This is a genomic window from Amycolatopsis coloradensis, assembly GCF_037997115.1.
GTDB lineage: Bacteria > Actinomycetota > Actinomycetes > Mycobacteriales > Pseudonocardiaceae > Amycolatopsis > Amycolatopsis coloradensis_A.
The window spans coordinates 5,280,508-5,295,664 of the sequence record NZ_CP150484.1 but is presented as its reverse complement, the minus strand read 5'-3'; the positions used below and the strand labels follow the sequence as shown (position 1 = coordinate 5,295,664).

Annotated in this window: 14 protein-coding genes; 6 read left to right on the top strand and 8 right to left on the bottom strand. The window is 68.4% G+C overall.

Going from position 1 to position 15,157, the window contains the following annotated elements:
• Positions 1-224: 224 nt before the first annotated feature.
• Entirely contained in the window at positions 225-572 is a 348-nt protein-coding gene (locus LCL61_RS24735) for an RNA polymerase-binding protein RbpA (protein ID WP_005151365.1), read from the top strand.
• A gap of 169 nt (positions 573-741) precedes the next feature.
• Here LCL61_RS24735 and dapA read toward each other — a convergent pair whose 3' ends face one another.
• Complete coding sequence (gene dapA, locus LCL61_RS24730) at positions 742-1,635, bottom strand: 4-hydroxy-tetrahydrodipicolinate synthase (protein WP_340681920.1); 894 nt, start codon at positions 1,633-1,635, stop codon at positions 742-744.
• Positions 1,636-1,708: 73 nt separating this feature from the next.
• On the opposite strand from dapA, the gene LCL61_RS24725 reads away from it, so the two are divergent.
• Positions 1,709-2,710: a LysR family transcriptional regulator gene (locus LCL61_RS24725; protein ID WP_340681919.1), complete on the top strand. Its 1,002-nt coding sequence runs from the start codon at positions 1,709-1,711 to the stop codon at positions 2,708-2,710.
• Here the strand turns inward: LCL61_RS24725 and LCL61_RS24720 are convergent.
• The 3 genes from LCL61_RS24720 to LCL61_RS24710 form a co-directional block, all read right to left on the bottom strand.
• Positions 2,603-3,388 (bottom strand): SDR family oxidoreductase, encoded by a 786-nt coding sequence (locus LCL61_RS24720; RefSeq protein WP_340681918.1) that lies wholly within the window; start codon positions 3,386-3,388, stop codon positions 2,603-2,605. The two genes, LCL61_RS24725 and LCL61_RS24720, sit on opposite strands and share 108 nt — an antisense overlap.
• Positions 3,389-3,457: 69 nt before the next feature.
• Positions 3,458-4,750 carry a sigma-70 family RNA polymerase sigma factor gene (locus LCL61_RS24715; protein ID WP_340681917.1) on the bottom strand — a complete coding sequence of 431 codons (1,293 nt, stop codon included), beginning with the start codon at positions 4,748-4,750 and terminating at the stop codon, positions 3,458-3,460.
• Positions 4,751-4,793: 43 nt separating this feature from the next.
• Entirely contained in the window at positions 4,794-5,168 is a 375-nt protein-coding gene (locus tag LCL61_RS24710; protein ID WP_340681916.1) for a DUF4406 domain-containing protein, read from the bottom strand.
• A gap of 51 nt (positions 5,169-5,219) precedes the next feature.
• Here LCL61_RS24710 and LCL61_RS24705 point away from each other — a divergent pair, with 51 nt between their 5' ends.
• The gene (locus LCL61_RS24705) at positions 5,220-6,017 is read left to right on the top strand and encodes a DeoR/GlpR family DNA-binding transcription regulator (RefSeq protein WP_340681915.1); all 798 of its coding nucleotides are present in this window, start codon (positions 5,220-5,222) and stop codon (positions 6,015-6,017) included.
• Here the strand turns inward: LCL61_RS24705 and LCL61_RS24700 are convergent.
• The 3 genes from LCL61_RS24700 to LCL61_RS24690 are packed head-to-tail and all read right to left on the bottom strand — an operon-like array spanning position 5,971 to position 9,977.
• Positions 5,971-6,738, bottom strand: a complete 768-nt coding sequence (locus LCL61_RS24700; protein ID WP_340681914.1) for a polyprenol monophosphomannose synthase — start codon at positions 6,736-6,738, stop codon at positions 5,971-5,973. The genes LCL61_RS24705 and LCL61_RS24700 overlap by 47 nt on opposite strands.
• Before the next feature lie 26 nt (positions 6,739-6,764).
• Complete coding sequence (gene lnt, locus LCL61_RS24695; protein ID WP_340681913.1) at positions 6,765-8,357, bottom strand: apolipoprotein N-acyltransferase; 1,593 nt, start codon at positions 8,355-8,357, stop codon at positions 6,765-6,767.
• Positions 8,358-8,366: 9 nt separating this feature from the next.
• Entirely contained in the window at positions 8,367-9,977 is a 1,611-nt protein-coding gene (locus LCL61_RS24690; protein ID WP_340681912.1) for an amidohydrolase, read from the bottom strand.
• A gap of 142 nt (positions 9,978-10,119) precedes the next feature.
• Between LCL61_RS24690 and LCL61_RS24685 the strand changes: the two genes are divergently transcribed.
• From LCL61_RS24685 to LCL61_RS42670, 3 genes are all read left to right on the top strand, one after another.
• A complete protein-coding gene (locus LCL61_RS24685) occupies positions 10,120-11,508 on the top strand; it encodes a KamA family radical SAM protein (RefSeq protein WP_340681911.1) in 1,389 nt (462 codons plus the stop codon).
• A 976-nt stretch (positions 11,509-12,484) separates the two neighbouring features.
• The gene (locus LCL61_RS24680; RefSeq protein WP_340681910.1) at positions 12,485-12,916 is read left to right on the top strand and encodes a hypothetical protein; all 432 of its coding nucleotides are present in this window, start codon (positions 12,485-12,487) and stop codon (positions 12,914-12,916) included.
• A gap of 638 nt (positions 12,917-13,554) precedes the next feature.
• Positions 13,555-14,502: a cold-shock protein gene (locus LCL61_RS42670; RefSeq protein WP_425341933.1), complete on the top strand. Its 948-nt coding sequence runs from the start codon at positions 13,555-13,557 to the stop codon at positions 14,500-14,502.
• Here the strand turns inward: LCL61_RS42670 and LCL61_RS42665 are convergent.
• Positions 14,457-14,777, bottom strand: a complete 321-nt coding sequence (locus LCL61_RS42665; protein WP_425341932.1) for a transposase — start codon at positions 14,775-14,777, stop codon at positions 14,457-14,459. The genes LCL61_RS42670 and LCL61_RS42665 overlap by 46 nt on opposite strands.
• Positions 14,778-15,157 lie beyond the last annotated feature (380 nt).

The following is a 15,157-nucleotide window of genomic DNA, read 5'->3' as shown; positions in this document are numbered from 1 at the left end:
GGCGTACTACTAGCCCATCTGGGGGATATCCGCACCAAGATGGCCGTATTGACGTCACGCCAGAGCGCGAAACCACTCCTACTAGGAGAAGCTGTTGCCACCGGGTGACACAGCTCATCGTGAGCAAGGACATGCTGTCCAGGGAATCCTCTGGCCCTCATTGTCGTTGCATAGGGTGAGCATCACCCTGGCTCCACCCGGAGCTGACTGAAAGGACCCCCATCATGGCCGACCGTGTTCTCCGTGGAAGCCGGCTGGGAGCGGTCAGCTACGAGACCGACCGCAACCACGACCTCGCGCCTCGGCGCACCGTGCGCTACGCCTGCCCCAAGAACCACGAGTTCGAGGTGCCCTTCTCCGACGACGCCGAGATCCCCTCGGTGTGGGAGTGCAGGCTGCACGGCAGCGAGTCCGAGATCGTGGACGGCGGGCAGCCGGAGCAGAAGAAGGTCAAGCCCCCGAGGACGCACTGGGACATGCTCCTGGAGCGTCGTTCGATCCCGGAGCTCGAAGATCTGCTCAACGAACGTCTCGCCGAGCTGAAGGGACGCAGGACCACCCGGTCCGCCTGACGCACGGCACAAGTAGCTAGCCCCACCACGAATCGGCGAAGCCCCCGCGACCTCCCTCCGCGGGGGCTTCGCCGTGTCTTCGACCCTGCCCGTCCAAGTACATGAAGGCGCGGGAGTCGACCGCAGCCGGAATCACGTAGGTGGCCAAGACACCCTTGGCCTCACCCACTCACGAGGGCGCCGGTGCCGAGAGCGCCATGGCGTGCCTGAGCCGTCGCAGGTGCTCGGGTGGCGATTCGAGCAGTGGGAGTCGCACCGTCGCGTGCGGGATGATCCCGAGATCGGCCAACGCGGCCTTGGCCATGATCGCCCCCTGAGAGGTGCGCATGACCGCGTCGGCCAGGGGAAGCAGTGCGGCGTTGAGGGTCCGCGCGGTATCGAGGTCTCCCCCGCGTACGGCGGCGATGAGTTCGGCGTTTCGGTTGGCGTAGGCGTTGCCCACAACGCTGACCAGGCCGGTGGCGCCGGCGGCGAGGTAGGGCAGGTTGAGTTCGTCGATGCCGCAGTAGTAGGCCAGCGGGGTGCGCGCCATGAGGGACATCGCTTCGAACAGGTCGCCCTTGGCGTCCTTCACGGCCCGGATCCGGGGGTGGCGGGCGAGTTCGATCAGCGTGGCCGCTTCCAGGGCCGTTCCGGTGCGGGCTGGGACGTCGTAGAGCATCACAGGCAGTTCGGTGGCGTCGGCCACCGCCTGGCAGTGCGCCATGATTCCGGCCTGCGTCGGCTTGGAGTAGTAGGGGCAGACGACCAGGAGCGCGTCTGCCCCGGCCGCTTCGGCTTCCTTCGCGCGACGGAGGCAGGCGGCGGTGTCGTAGGTGCCGACGCCGGCGATCACGCGTGCCCGGTTCCCGGTGTGGCTCGCCACGGTGCGGATGAGCCGGGCGGCTTCGGTGTCGGTCAGGGTCGGTGACTCGCCGGTGGTCCCGCCGACGACGATGCCGTCGCATCCGGTGGTCAGTAGGTGGTCGACCAGGCCGGTGAGGCCGGGTTCGCTGAGTGCGCCGCCGGGTTCCATCGGGGTGACCATGGCGACGAGGTTGGAGCCGAAGAGGGTCTCGGTCATACGGTCGATCCTGTCGGCGTCGATACCTGCGGTCCAGCGATGGTTTTTGGCAGGTATTGCGTAGCCTGGCTTCATGATTGAGGTCGGAGCCCTGCGGGCGTTGCGTTCGGTGGCCGCTCTGGGGACGTTGGCGCGCGCGGCGGACGAGCTGGGGTTCACCGCCTCGGCGGTGTCGCAGCAGATCAAGCGGCTGGAGCGCCAGATCGGGATGCCCGTGCTCGCTCCGGCTGGACGCGGAGTCGTGCTCACTCCGGCTGGACAGGCCGTCGTCGACTCCTCGCTCGAGGTGTTCCAGGCGCTCGAGCGCTGTGCCGAGGCCGCTCAGTCGGTCGCGGAGGGCGCGCCTCGCGGCGTTTTGCGAGTGGTCGCGTTCTCGACGGGTATCCGCGGGCTGCTCGCCCCAGTTCATCCGCGGTTGCTGACGCGCTATCCCGACCTCCGCCTGCGGATCACCGAGCAGGACCCCGACCAGGCCTTGCACAGTGTCGATGCCGGAACGGCGGACCTCGCGCTCCTCCACGACGCCGACGGACTGCCTGTCCCGCTGTCCCCTGCCTTGTCCCGGCGTCTGGTGCACACCGACCTCGGCGACGTCGTGATGGCCGAGACCCACCCGCTGGCGCGAGTCGAGCCGCCGCTGGCCGGTTCGGACCTGGCCGGGTACGCGTGGGTGACCAGCCCGCCGGGCACGGTCTGCCATCAGTGGTTCCGGCGCCTGTTCGCGGACTCGCCGGAGGAGCCCGACGTGCGGCATCTGGTCGACGACTTCTCCACGCAGCTGTCGCTGGTCGCCTCGGGTGAGGTCCTCGCGTTGATCCCGCGGCTGGCGCGTCCGCCCTTGAGCGCGGGGCTCGTCGCCCGTCCGCTGCGGCGCCCGCCGACGCGCGAGGTGCACGCGGCGTGGCGCCGCAGCGCCGAAGCCAGTCCGGCGATCCGCGCGGTACTGGCGGAACTCCGGGCGACCCGGTCAGCTGGGGAACATGCTGGTCACGTTGACGAAGGTGCCGGTGATTCCCATGGCGTCGTCGGAGGCGAGGAACGCCAGCGTGCGCGCGACCTCGGCGAGCCGCGGTGAACGCTTGGTCATCCGGGCCTCCTTGAGGCCGTTGAGGACGTTCTCCACCATCTCCGGGCTCGCGGGCAGCTGGTTGTTGACCGCGGAGAGCTTCTCGGGGGTGAAGGTCTCCGGGATACCCGCGACCCAGATGCCGAGGGCGCGGACGCCGTGCGGGCCGATCTCGACGGCGAGGTTGCGGATGTAGGTGTCCAGCGCGGCGTCGATCGAGCCGGTCGCGCCCATCATCGGGCTGCCCTGGGCGGAGCCGCTGTCGAGGGCGAGGATGACACCGGAGCCCTGCGTGATCATGTGCCGGGCGGCCGCGCGGGCGGTGATGAAGTTGGTCGTGATGCCGATGGTGATCGGGCGGACGTAGTCCTCGACCGACATCTCCACGAGTGGGATGCCCTGGATGTCGCCGCGCGGGACGAGGTTGAGGGAAATGTCGAGGCTGCCTGCCTCGGCCACGACGGACGCCGCGTGCGCGTCGACCGCGGCCTCGTCCAGGCCGTCGACGACGGCGACTTCGGCCAGTCCCCCGGTCTCCTTGATCTCGTCGGCGAGTTTCGTCAGCGCCGGTTCGTGGCGGCCGGTGAGGAAGACGCGGGCGCCGCGCGCGGCGAACTCCTTGGCGGCACCGCTGCCGATCGATCCGCCGGCGCCGTAGATGACCGCGTTCTTGTTCTCGAGGCTCATGAGCGTGTTCCTTCCGCGTGTTTGGGTTCGACCGTTGAGACGCGGAAGGCGCCCGGAACTCATCGGTCCTCAGGTGATCGTCAGCGGCAAGCCGAACGCGGGGAACAAGTGCGGTTCGAAAGCGGTGATCTCCGCGACCTTCCCGTCCTCGATCCGCAGCACGTCGAGCACCTGTGCGCGATAGATCCGGGTACCCGGCCGCCGGACGTACCCGGCCGCCGCGGGGAGCCGGTTTGCACTGGTCGGAAGGTGTTTCCATTCGCCGAAGTACGTCGGTGACGCGGGGTCGAAGGACTCGGCGACGAAGTCGAGGAAAACGTCGCGACCGGAGAACCACAGCGGGTTCGGTGGCATCGTGACCAGCACGTCCTCCCGCAGCAGCTCGGCCATGACCCGGCTGTCGCCGCTGCCGGTGGCGGCGGCCATGTAGCGCCGCAGGATCGTTTGCTCCTCCTCGGTCGGCTGGGCCGTCCGTGCCCAGTCGGCGCGGCGTTCCGGCAGGCGTTCGCGCAGGGTGGGACGGGCGCGCTGGAGTGCGCTGGTGACCGACGCGACAGAGGTTTCCAGCAGGTCGGCGGTCTCCGCGGCCTTCCAGCCGAGGACGTCGTTGAGGATCACCACGGCCCGCTGTTTCGGCGGGAGGTGCTGGATGGCGGCAAGGAAGACCAGCTCCATCGTTTCCCTGGTCTCCGCGATCTCATCGGGTTCGGCCTCCGCGGAGACGAGCTGGCTGTCCGGGTACGGCTGTAGCCAGGGCATGAACTGGGGCGGTTCGCCCTGCTGGTCGACGCCGGGCAACGGGTCGTAGGGGCGGGGCCCCCTTTTGTTGCGCCGCAAGAAATCGAGGCAGGTGTTGGTGGCGATCCGGTAGAGCCAGGCACGGAAGCTCGCGCGGCCTTCGAAGCCTTCGCGGCCGCGCCAGGCTCGGAGGAAGGTCTCCTGGACCAGGTCCTCCGCGTCGTCGTAGGACCCGACCATGCGGTAGCAGTGCACGCGCAGCTCTCGCTGGTGCTGCTCGATCCTCCCGGCGAAGGTGACCTCGTCCAGGGTTTCCGTCACGGGCGCCGGTGTGACGTTTTCGCCTGTCGGCCGCAGCGCCAGTTGGGCGATGCGTCGCAGCCTGCCCACGTCGGAGGTGAGTGAGGTGAGATCGGTGAGGAACGCCTCCGGTGGCTGAGGTGCCAACCTGTTCGCGACGCGGCCGACCTCGGCGATGAGGGCTTCGACGTCGGGGGCGGGGTCACGCCGTGACCGGTAGGCCCGCTGGCGGCACGCGGCCGAACAGTAGACGGCCGTACGCCCGCGCGACCCCGTCTTCGATGGCAGCGGTCCTTCGCATATCCCGCAGACCTGACCGGTCACGGCTCACCTCCCCCGAAAACGTCACGCTCGGTCGAGTTACGCATTATGCGGCCTGGTACCCCGGGATGTCCTCGACACGGTGATACACCGCCAGGCCGCGGGAGAGCGCGATGGCGACGTCCTGGTCGGCCCCGGCGGAATCGCCCGGCAGCCGCAAGACGGCGTCGCAGTGATGCAGCAGCCTGTCGGCCGTCGGATACATGACCTCCTTGGCGATCGGGTCGGCGACGGTCTTCCCGCCCGCTCCGCGCAGCACCGGGAGCGCGACCCACTCGCCGATCATCGGCACGTGCCCGCTGCGGAAGATCGGCCACGCGGCCTCTTCGAGCCGGGCGAGATTACGGGCGAGGAGTTCGGGGTCGTCGCCGGTTCCGGAGCGGAACGGACCGGCGATGAGGATCATCAGAGGTTTGCTCATGAGCCGGAGCATAATGTGCAACAATCGGCAGGAACAAGGAGGAATGTGCACATGTTGGCTGCGCAGCGACGAGACCTGCTGATGGAACGACTCAAAACCGAAGGCCGCATCGTGGCGAAGGACCTCGCCGCCGAACTCGGCGTATCGGAAGACAGCATCCGCCGTGACCTGCGAGAACTCGCGGACGCCGGACTCTGTCAGCGGGTCTACGGTGGAGCCCTGCCGGTCTCCCCGGCCACCGCGGACTACGCGACGCGCATGGCGGTCAGCGTCGCAGGCAAGGAACGGATCGCGAAACGTGCAGCAGCGTTGATCCGGCTGGGATCGACGGTCATCCTCGACGGCGGCACGACCGCGCTCGCGCTGGCGAAGGCACTCCCCGTCGACCTCGAAGCGACGATCGTCACGCACAGCCCCACGGTCGCGGCCGCGCTCGTCACGCATCCGAAGGTCGAGGTGTTCCTCATCGGCGGACGGCTCTTCAAGCACTCCGCCGTCACCTGCGGGGCGGCCGCGGCCGAGGCGGCCGAGGGCATCAACGCCGATCTGTTCTTCCTCGGCGTCACCGGCGTGCATCCCGAGACCGGGCTCACCACCGGCGACTCCGACGAGGCCGCGATGAAACGCACCCTCGCCAAACGGGCCGCCGACACCTACGTGCTGGCCAGTTCGGAGAAGATCGGCGCGGCCTCGCCGTTCACCGTGCTCCCCCTGTCCGACGTGGCGGGCGTGATCACCGACGCGGCGCCGGACGAGCCGACGGTGAAGGAACTGGGAAAGCTCGGGGTGAGCGTGCTGGGGGTCAGCCCTTCTTGGCCAGCCCGCGAAGCTGCTGCCAGCGACGCTTGAGCCCCCACAGACCGACCAGGACGATCGCCTCGCGCACGACCGAACCGCTCATCTTCGACTGACCGACCTCGCGTTCGGTGAAGGTGATCGGCACCTCGACCACCTCGAATCCGGCGAGCGCCGTGCGGAACGCCAGGTCGATCTGGAAGCAGTAGCCCCGCGAGGCGATCTCGTCGAGCGGGAGCTTCTCCAGCACCGTGCGGCGATACGCGCGGAAACCCGCCGTGATGTCCTTGATCTTCGTGCCGAGTGCGATCCTCGCGTAGAGGTTCGCCACCCAGGACAGCGCCTTGCGCTGGAACGGCCAGTTCACCGTGCTGCCACCGGGAACGTACCGGGAGCCGATGGACAGATCCGCGTCCTCGAGAGCCGCCAGTACCCGCGGCAGATCCTCCGGCGCATGTGAGCCGTCGGCGTCCATCTCGACGATGGTGACGTAGTCACGAGCGAGTCCCCAGCGGAAACCCGCGACGTACGCGGCGCCCAGACCGGCCTTCTCGGTCCGGTGCATGACGTGGATCCGCTCGTCGGCCTTCGCGAGCTCGTCGGCGACGTCGCCGGTCCCGTCCGGGCTGCCGTCGTCCACGACGAGGGCGTTGACCTCCGGGAGTGCTTCGAGCAGGCGTTCCAGGATCGGGCCGATGTTCTCCCGCTCGTTGTACGTCGGGACCACCACCAGCACCGGGTCGATTCCCTGGGCCCCCCGTGGCGCCTGCGCCATCCGCTTTTCCTCCGTGTTCCGGCGGGTCAGCCCGCCGCTTCCCTCGTTGCCTTGGCGACGCTCGCGCGCCGGGTGCGGAAACGCAGCACGTACCCGCCGGTAACCCCGGCGATCGCCAGGGCGAGCAGCCCGTACTCCGTCGTCACACCGAGTAGATCCGACAGCGTAGTCTGCTGCCTCAGCGGTACGCGCCCCACCAGGGAATCTGCGGTGAACAAGCTGGTGGAGGCCGTGATCGAACCATCCGGCGCGACGATCGCGCTGACCCCGCTGGTGGCGGAAACGATCACGGCGCGCCCATGCTCGACCGCTCGCAACCGCGACATCGCCAGCTGCTGATAGCTCATCTCCCCCGGTCCGTACCAGGCGTTGTTGGTGGGTACGACGAGCAGTTCCGCCCCATCGGCCACCGACTCCCGCGCCGGGTAGTCGAACGCCGTCTCGTAGCAGATGAAGACGCCGACCTTGGTACCCGCGACCGACAGGGCGGCGTTGGCTCCGTCGCCCGGTGTCATGTTCGCCACGCTGTCGACGAACGGTGTCACCAGCTTCGCGAGTTCACGGGCCGGGACGTACTCGCCGAACGGGACGAGCTGCTGTTTGGCGTAGCGCTGGCCCGGGCCGGTGACCGGATCCCAGACGAGCGCGGAGTTCTGCGCGCTTCCGTCGGGCAGCCGGACCAGCGCGCCGATGATCGCCTGCGCGCCGTAGTCGCGGACCATCTGATCGACGCCGGAGTCGCCGGTGCGCATGGCCATCGCGGTCTCGGGCCACACGAGCAGATCGACTTTCGTGTTGCTCGCCTTGAGCTTTTCCAGCAGCCGGGCACTCTCGGCGAGGTGGTTGCTCCGGAGTTCATCGCGGCGGCCTTCCAGCGCCAGGCCGATGTCCGGGGCGTTGCCCTGCACCGTGGCGACGGTGAGCTCGCCGTCCTGGGCTTCGGTGCCGATCGTCGGCCACACCGCGAGCCCCGCCACCACTGGAACCAGCGTCAGCGCTGACGCCGCCACCAGAGAACGGCGCGGATCTGCGCCCTTCAGGCGCAGGCACAACGCCGCGAGCCCGAAACCGGTCGCCACGACGGCGAGGCCGACCAGCGGAGCGCCGCCGATCGAGGCCAGCGAGACGAAGGCGCCCTCGGGCTGGCTGAACGCGACGCGGCCCCACGGGAAGCCACCAAAAGGAAACCAGGTGCGCGGGGTCTCCAGCGCGATGATCACCAGTGCGGCCCACAGCGGCCCGAGCGGCAGCCTCCACACCACGGTGGCGAAAGCCCCGCCGAAACCGAGATACACCGACAGCGCCATCGCCAGCCCGAGCCACGGCCACGGCCCGAAGCCCGGGCCGAGGAAATCCAGCAGCCACGTCAGCAGCGGCAGGAAGAACCCCATCCCGAACACGAACGCGTAACCGAACGCGCCCCGGAACCTCCGCCCGTGCACCACCAGGGCGAAACCGGTGAACGCCAGCGGCGCGAGCCACCACAGCGGACGCGGAGCGAAACTGAGGTACAGCGTGAATCCCGACGCTGCGGCGACGAGGAAACGCACCAGCCAGGCGCGTGAGAAGCGCTTCCGGGGCGCCGCTTCGGGGCCCGGATCGGTCACGGTCGTGGACACTCCTGAACCCTAGGCCGTCCGGGTGAACAGATCGTGGATGACCTGTCCGCCGCGGACCGTGCGCAGGCACCGGGGCGGCGTCGCCCCCTCGGTCAGGTTCGGCAGCGGGGGCACCCCCGCGCGCGGGTCGGTCGACCAGCGTTGCACCCGCGAGTCCGGTGTCGCGACGACGAGATCTTCGGCGTCCCAGATCGCGTAGTGCGCGGGAGCGCCCGGGACCAGGCTGCCGGTGACACCGTCGTTCACGCCGGCGGCGCGGTGTCCAGCGCGGGTGTGGGCGGTGAAGGACGCGCGAGCGGACAGTCCCGAGCCCGGCGTGCGGTGGTAGGTCCCGGCGCGGACGGTGGCCCACGGGTCGACCGGCGTGACGGGAGCGTCGGAGCCGAAAGCGAGCAGAAGCCCTTCAGCGGCCATGGCGGCGAAGGGGTTGAGCTTCGCGGCCCGTTCGCCGCCGAGGCGGTCGACGTACATGCCGTGCGTGCCGCCCCATTCCGCGTCGAACTGCGGCTGGACCGACGCGACCACGCCCCAGCCGGCGAGCGCCTTCGCCTGGTCCGCGTCGATCATCTCCACGTGCTCGAGCCGGTGGTGCCTGGCGGCCAGCGCTCGACGGCCGACGGTCTTCTCCGCGAGCCGGAATCCTTCGACGACCTCGGCGACGGCGGCGTCGCCGATGACGTGGAAGCCGGCCTGCAGTTCGGCCTCGGTGCAGGCGCCGACGTGCTCGGCGATGGCGGCGGCGTCGAGGTAGAGCGTTCCGGAGGTGCCGTGGGCGTCGGCGTACGGCTCGTGCAGGGCGGCGGTGCGGGAGCCGAGCGCGCCGTCGACGAACAGGTCGCCCGCGACTCCCCTGGCGCCGAGCGCGCGGGCGGTGTCGACACCACCGCGTTCGCCCCAGTAGCCGACGACTTCCGGCAGTCCGGGTTCGGAGGCGAGCGCGAGCAGATCCGTGAGGTCTTCGGCGCCGGAGATGTCCGGACCCGCGCATTCGTGGACGCTCACGACTCCGCGCGCGGCGGCTTCGGCGAGGAACGCGCGCTGGGCTTCGCGGCGCTGCTGCGGCGTGATCGCCTCGCGCATCGCGGCGCGCACGAGGTGGTGGGCGTCACGGGTCAGCGGTCCGTCGGCCGACCAGCCCGGCGCCTCGTGCACCCCTGCGGCGAGCGCGACGAGGGCGCTGGAGACGAGCGCCGAGTGGACGTCGACCCGGCTCAGGTACACCGGGGTGCCGTTCGAGGCCTCGTCGATCTCCGCGCGGCTGGGCAGCCTGCTGTCGCTCCAGCGGGATTCGTCCCATCCGTGCGCGACGAGCACCTGGCCGGGGCGGGCGGCATCGCGGACCGCGGCGAGGAGCTCGCCGGCGCTGCGGATGTTCGCGAGGTTCAGCCCGGTGAGATGCAGGCCTGTCGCGGTGGCGTGGACATGCGCGTCGACGAAGGCGGGGGCGACGAAGGCGCCGTCGAGGTCGACCAGTTCGGCGTCGGGATGCAGGGCCCTGGCCGGGCCGTCCTGTCCCACCCAGACGACGGTGCCGTCGGTGATCGCCATGGCGGTGGCGTCGGGGGCCGAGGGGCTGTAGATACGCCCGCCGAGCAGGAGCGTGGTTCGCGCGTTCGTCACGCTCCCGAGTTTGCAGCGTGGGGACGACCACGTGACCGGCGGGTCGGTGACATTTCGACACACCACGCAAGACAGGAATATTTACGTCTTCCGAACGATGTGACAGGATATTTTCACGCGTTTCCGACGACGAGGAGTACAAGTGACTGCGATCCAGGAACCGACCTCGCCGGTGGCCGCCTACGATCAGCCCTACGACTACACCCGTGTCGAGCTGATCGAACCCGACTGGCGCCGCTTCCCCGGCTGGCACGACGTGACCGAGGCAGAGTGGCGTGACGCGCAGTGGCAGCGAGTGCACTGCATCCGCAACGCCAAGCAACTGCGCGCCCTCATGGGCGACCTGCTCGAGGAGCGCTTCTACGAGGACATGCTCGCCGACCAGCGAGAGATGGCCACGATGTCGATGCTGCTGCCGCCGCAGATGATCAACACGATGGCGCCCAACGCGGGCACCGACCCGGCGAAGGTGACCGAGGCCTGGTACGCCGACCCGATCCGCCGCTACATGCTTCCGGTGCGCAGCGACCGCGACACCGAATGGCCGAGTCACCCGCACTCCGAACGGGACTCACTGCACGAGGCCGAGATGTGGGTGGTGGAGGGGCTGACCCATCGCTACCCCACCAAGGTCCTCGCCGAGATGATCTCCACCTGTCCCCAGTACTGCGGGCACTGCACCCGGATGGACCTGGTCGGCAACTCCACCGAGCAAGTCGAGAAGCACAAGCTCTCGCTCAAACCGGTCGACCGCCAGGACGCGATGATCGAGTACCTGAAGAAGACCCCGGGCGTGCGTGACGTCGTGGTCTCCGGCGGCGACGTCGCCAACGTGCCCTGGCCGCAGCTGGAGTCGTTCCTCATGCGGCTGATGGACATCGACACCGTCCGCGACATCCGGCTCGCGACCAAGGCGCTCGCCGCCCTCCCGCAGCACTGGATCCAGCCGAAGGTCGTCGAAGGGCTCGAACGCGTCGCCGGCACCGCGCAGCGGCGCGGCGTCAACCTCGCGATCCACACCCACGTCAACCACGCCCAGTCGGTGACCCCGCTGGTCGCCGAAGCCGCCAGGACCGCCCTCGACGTCGGCGTCCGCGACGTGCGCAACCAGGGCGTGCTGATGAAGGGCGTCAACGCGACCCCGGCCGACCTGCTGGACCTGTGCTTCGCGCTGCAAGGCGAGGCGAACATCCTGCCGTACTACTTCTACATGTGCGACATGATCCCGAACGCCGAGCACTGGCGGGTTTCCGTGCACGAGGCACAGGAACTGCAGCACGCGATCATGGGCTACCTGCCCGGCTACGCGACTCCCCGCATCGTCTGCGACGTGCCCTACGTCGGGAAGCGGTGGGTGCACCAGTTGGCCGAGTACGACCGCGAGCTGGGGATCTCCTACTGGACCAAGAACTACCGGACCGGGATCGAACACGAGGACCCCGAAGCCTTGCAGCGCCGCTACCCCTACTACGACCCTATCTCCACCCTGCCCGAGGCCGGCCAGAAATGGTGGGCCAGCCAGCACGGCTGACTTCTATATGTAGGTAGATGAAGCCGGTGGTTCCGAACGTCGTTCGGGACCACCGGTAACGGCAGGCCGCAGACGAATCGGACAGTGCCTCGCACGGTGAAACACCGACCGGCTTCCAACCGGAGACGCCCGGCCTGCAGGTTGGCTTAGCACAACTTGAGACGCATCTCATCCTGGACCAAGAACCACCTGACCAGCGCAGACGTCGCCAGCATGGGGCGACATTGACCTCCAACCTGACCCAGAGATCCTGCCTGGCCATGTGCCGGTAGAGCCACCGAGAGACATCGGGCACCTGCACCCAACTCCCGGCAGCCCGAGGGTCAGATCTCCCAGTTGCGACCACCCAAGGCGGGTAGGTGCCACTGCGATCGATCGTGAAACGGCCCAGGACCGGACGAGACGGTCCATAGTGGACGCTTCAAGCCGAACGACGAAATTGTTTGCAGTACGAGTCGACGCTCTGCAAGCCGTACAACATTATCTACCACTTAAACGACGCATCCTGAACAAAGTCGTGTGCGCAGAAGTATTCAGTCTTTGTAGATATTTTCCCTGCGACTTCATGCTTCGCGTACTCCCTGCCTTATGACCAGGCAATACCCCGCTACTGATGACTGAGAGTAGTTTACTTGCAAGTGGGTCGATGTCTACCTCGTCCGCATCCATCCTCCGAGCATCATCTTTTGGCCGTCAACCGGGATGGCACAGGCGCCTCGGGCGGACACAGGCGGGGTTCGGCACGGATGGCGGGCCGATTCGTCCCGGGACGGCGCGTTCCCGCTGGTGAGGGCCACTGTTTCGTCCCAGCGTCCCAATCTCCGCCGACCGCCTTGCCTCCGATCGTCTGGCTGCTGACGATGGAGTCCGTCGCGGCTCGGACCGCGTTCGGGTGGCGGAATCTGCCGCAGGGCTGAATTCCACGCCCGGGAACGCCGCGAACGCGGCACTGACGAAAAGAATGAGGGGGAACAAAGTGCGCAAGATGAAGCGAACTGCAGCTGTGGCGGCATTGGCGATCAGTTCCGTAGCCACGATGGGGTTTACCGCCGCGAGCGCGGCGGACGGAGGACAGGCGCAGACCGAGGATCGGGCCTCCTGCTCCGGTACGAAGATCTACCTCAATGACGACTGGGGCTGCGTGATCAGCTACGGAGACCGCATGAAGATTAGTGACCAGACCTGGGACGGTAACGGCGCGCGACTGCGTTGGAACAGCTCGAGGCCGAACGAGCACGGCAAGACCTCGGGGTTCTGCAGGGACTACAACGGTTCGGAGAACGGGACGGAGGAGTGTAACTACAACTTCCCGGAGGGGACGACCATCAGCTACAAACTCGAGCAGATCAGCGACGGCGACGTAGTCGACGCCTACCCGTGGGACTATTTTTTCCAAGCCGTGGTCTGATCCGATCGTCCCTTGTGAGTGGCAAGGTGATTATTGATCCGTAAGGCAATTATGGCGTGTTAGTCTGCAGCATAGTGGACGGATGCCTTGCGGAAGAAGGCTTTGACGCGGTCGGGTTGCTGCTCGACCAGCTTATCGTCCTCGTCCTCGTCCTCGTCACTGGACGAGGACGGTCCGGAAGGCGCGGACCGTCCAGAAGCCCAGTCGAAGAGGCCTCCGCTGGCACCCAAGCTGAGGAGATGCCTGTCGAGCACGTCCGAGGAATGGCCAATCAGGCCGGAGACGGCCTCCGACGAGGACTTCACCTCGGCGGGTAAGTCAGGAAGGGCTGGTGAAGTCGGGGGGCAGACACACCTCAGCAGGGTTGGATGCGTGCCTGCGGCGGTTGCTCCGCGACGCACTACCGGCCCTAATCGAGGGAGGCGGCACGCCTCAAGGCAGATTCAAGGGCTACGTGTTCGACACAAGGCTCACCGGAAGCCTGACTAAGACCTGGTCTCAAAACTCGGCGTGTCGCTAGGTGAACCAACGGCCCGCCCCTGGCTCCGCACCGCCCGCCTGTGGGCCCGGCCTGACGGACCGGAGGTCTGTCAGAGAGACTGGGGGCCAGTGCCCGCCCTCTCGACTTGGAGTCTTTGATGCCGCAAGGGACCGTTCGTTGGTTCGACGCCGAACGGGGTTTCGGCTTCCTCGCGCCCGACGACGGCTCGCCGGACGTGTTCGTGCACGCCTCCGAGATCGTCGGGGACGGCGGCGCGAAAGTGCTCCGCGAGGGTCAGGCCGTCGTGTTCGAGGTCGGCGAGAACGACCGCGGGCCCCAGGCGCTGCGCGTTCGCGTCACCGCCGATGCGGCCACCGGCAGCGCCGTGGGCCTGCTCGGCACCGTCAACTGGTACGAGCCGGGCAAGGGGTACGGCTTCGCGTCGCCGGACGGCGGCGGCGCCGACATCTTCGTGCACAGCTCCGCCATCGTGACCGGCGGCGTGGTCACCGAGGGGCAGCGGGTGGCCTTCCTGATCGTCGAAGGCGAGCGCGGCCCGCAGGCCGGGCACGTGATCCCGCTGGGAGCAGGGGCCGGCTCACCCGCTGCGGCTGGTATCGCGGACGGTGCCGACGGCACCGTGGCCTGGTACGACGAGGACAAGGGCTTCGGCTTCATCAACCCCGACTCCGGCGCCGGGGACGTCTTCGTTCACGCCCGGGCCCTGGCCGAGGGGCTGACGTGGCTCGCGGAGGGCGACCGCGTCGCCTACGAGGTAGCTAGTGGAGACAAAGGCCCGCAGGCCCGCGACGTGCACCTGGTCCGGGGCGCCGAGCCCCAGACGGCGCCGCAGCGGCCGGCACCTGCCGCGGCCGCGGGGCCGGCGGCGCGGGACGTGCCCGTACGAGGCGGCGAGGGCGTCGTCGCACGCTACGACGACGACCGCGGCTTCGGCTTCATCACCCCGGACGCAGGCGGCGACGATCTCTTCGCCCACGTGTCCGTGATCATGGGGTCGGAGCCGCTGCAGAAGGGTGACCGGGTCCGGTACACGGTGCGTCACAGCGACCGGGGCCCGCAGGCCGACCGCATCGAACGCCTCTGAAGAGGCGGCCCCACCGATGGCTGATCACTTCCCGACGAGAGTGCTCGTTCATCCCCGTCGATGGTGCTGTGCCCGGACCCGCATCCGAGCTGCTCGGGTAGTTCTCGCCAGCGGCAGCCGGTGTCGAGCACGAACAAGATCCCCTCTAGCGCGGCACGGTCATCGATCCGGGGCCGCCCACCCGGACCGCGCGGCGCTGGTCGGGACGGGATCAGGGGTTCGATCAGCTCCCAGAGCCGGTCTTCGACCCGCCGCTGCTGCGTCGTCTTCGCCACGACTGCCCACGATCGACGACCAGGACCGGCAGGTTACGCAGTGACACACCCTTAAGTTTTGAGACCACGTCTAGGCACATGTGCGAGCTTCAAACGCCCCCTCTAACGGCCCAGAAAATCCGTGGCTGCCGGTCGGTACGCGATGGAATACCGGCTGACGTGACCGGGTCGCCTTCGCGCCGATGACCCCCGCGTGGTCGAGGTCCGGCACGCAGTCCACGGCCACACCCCGTAGCACTTGTCCAACCCAGCTCCACGACGACCACGCGTTTCCACGCGGCACGGCGTCGCAGCACCAACTGCGTCATGAACGCCGGTCGTGCCGCCCACGGCGCGCATCCCGTCCATCGGCTGAGGTCCTTTGCGCGCGAGCGTGTCAC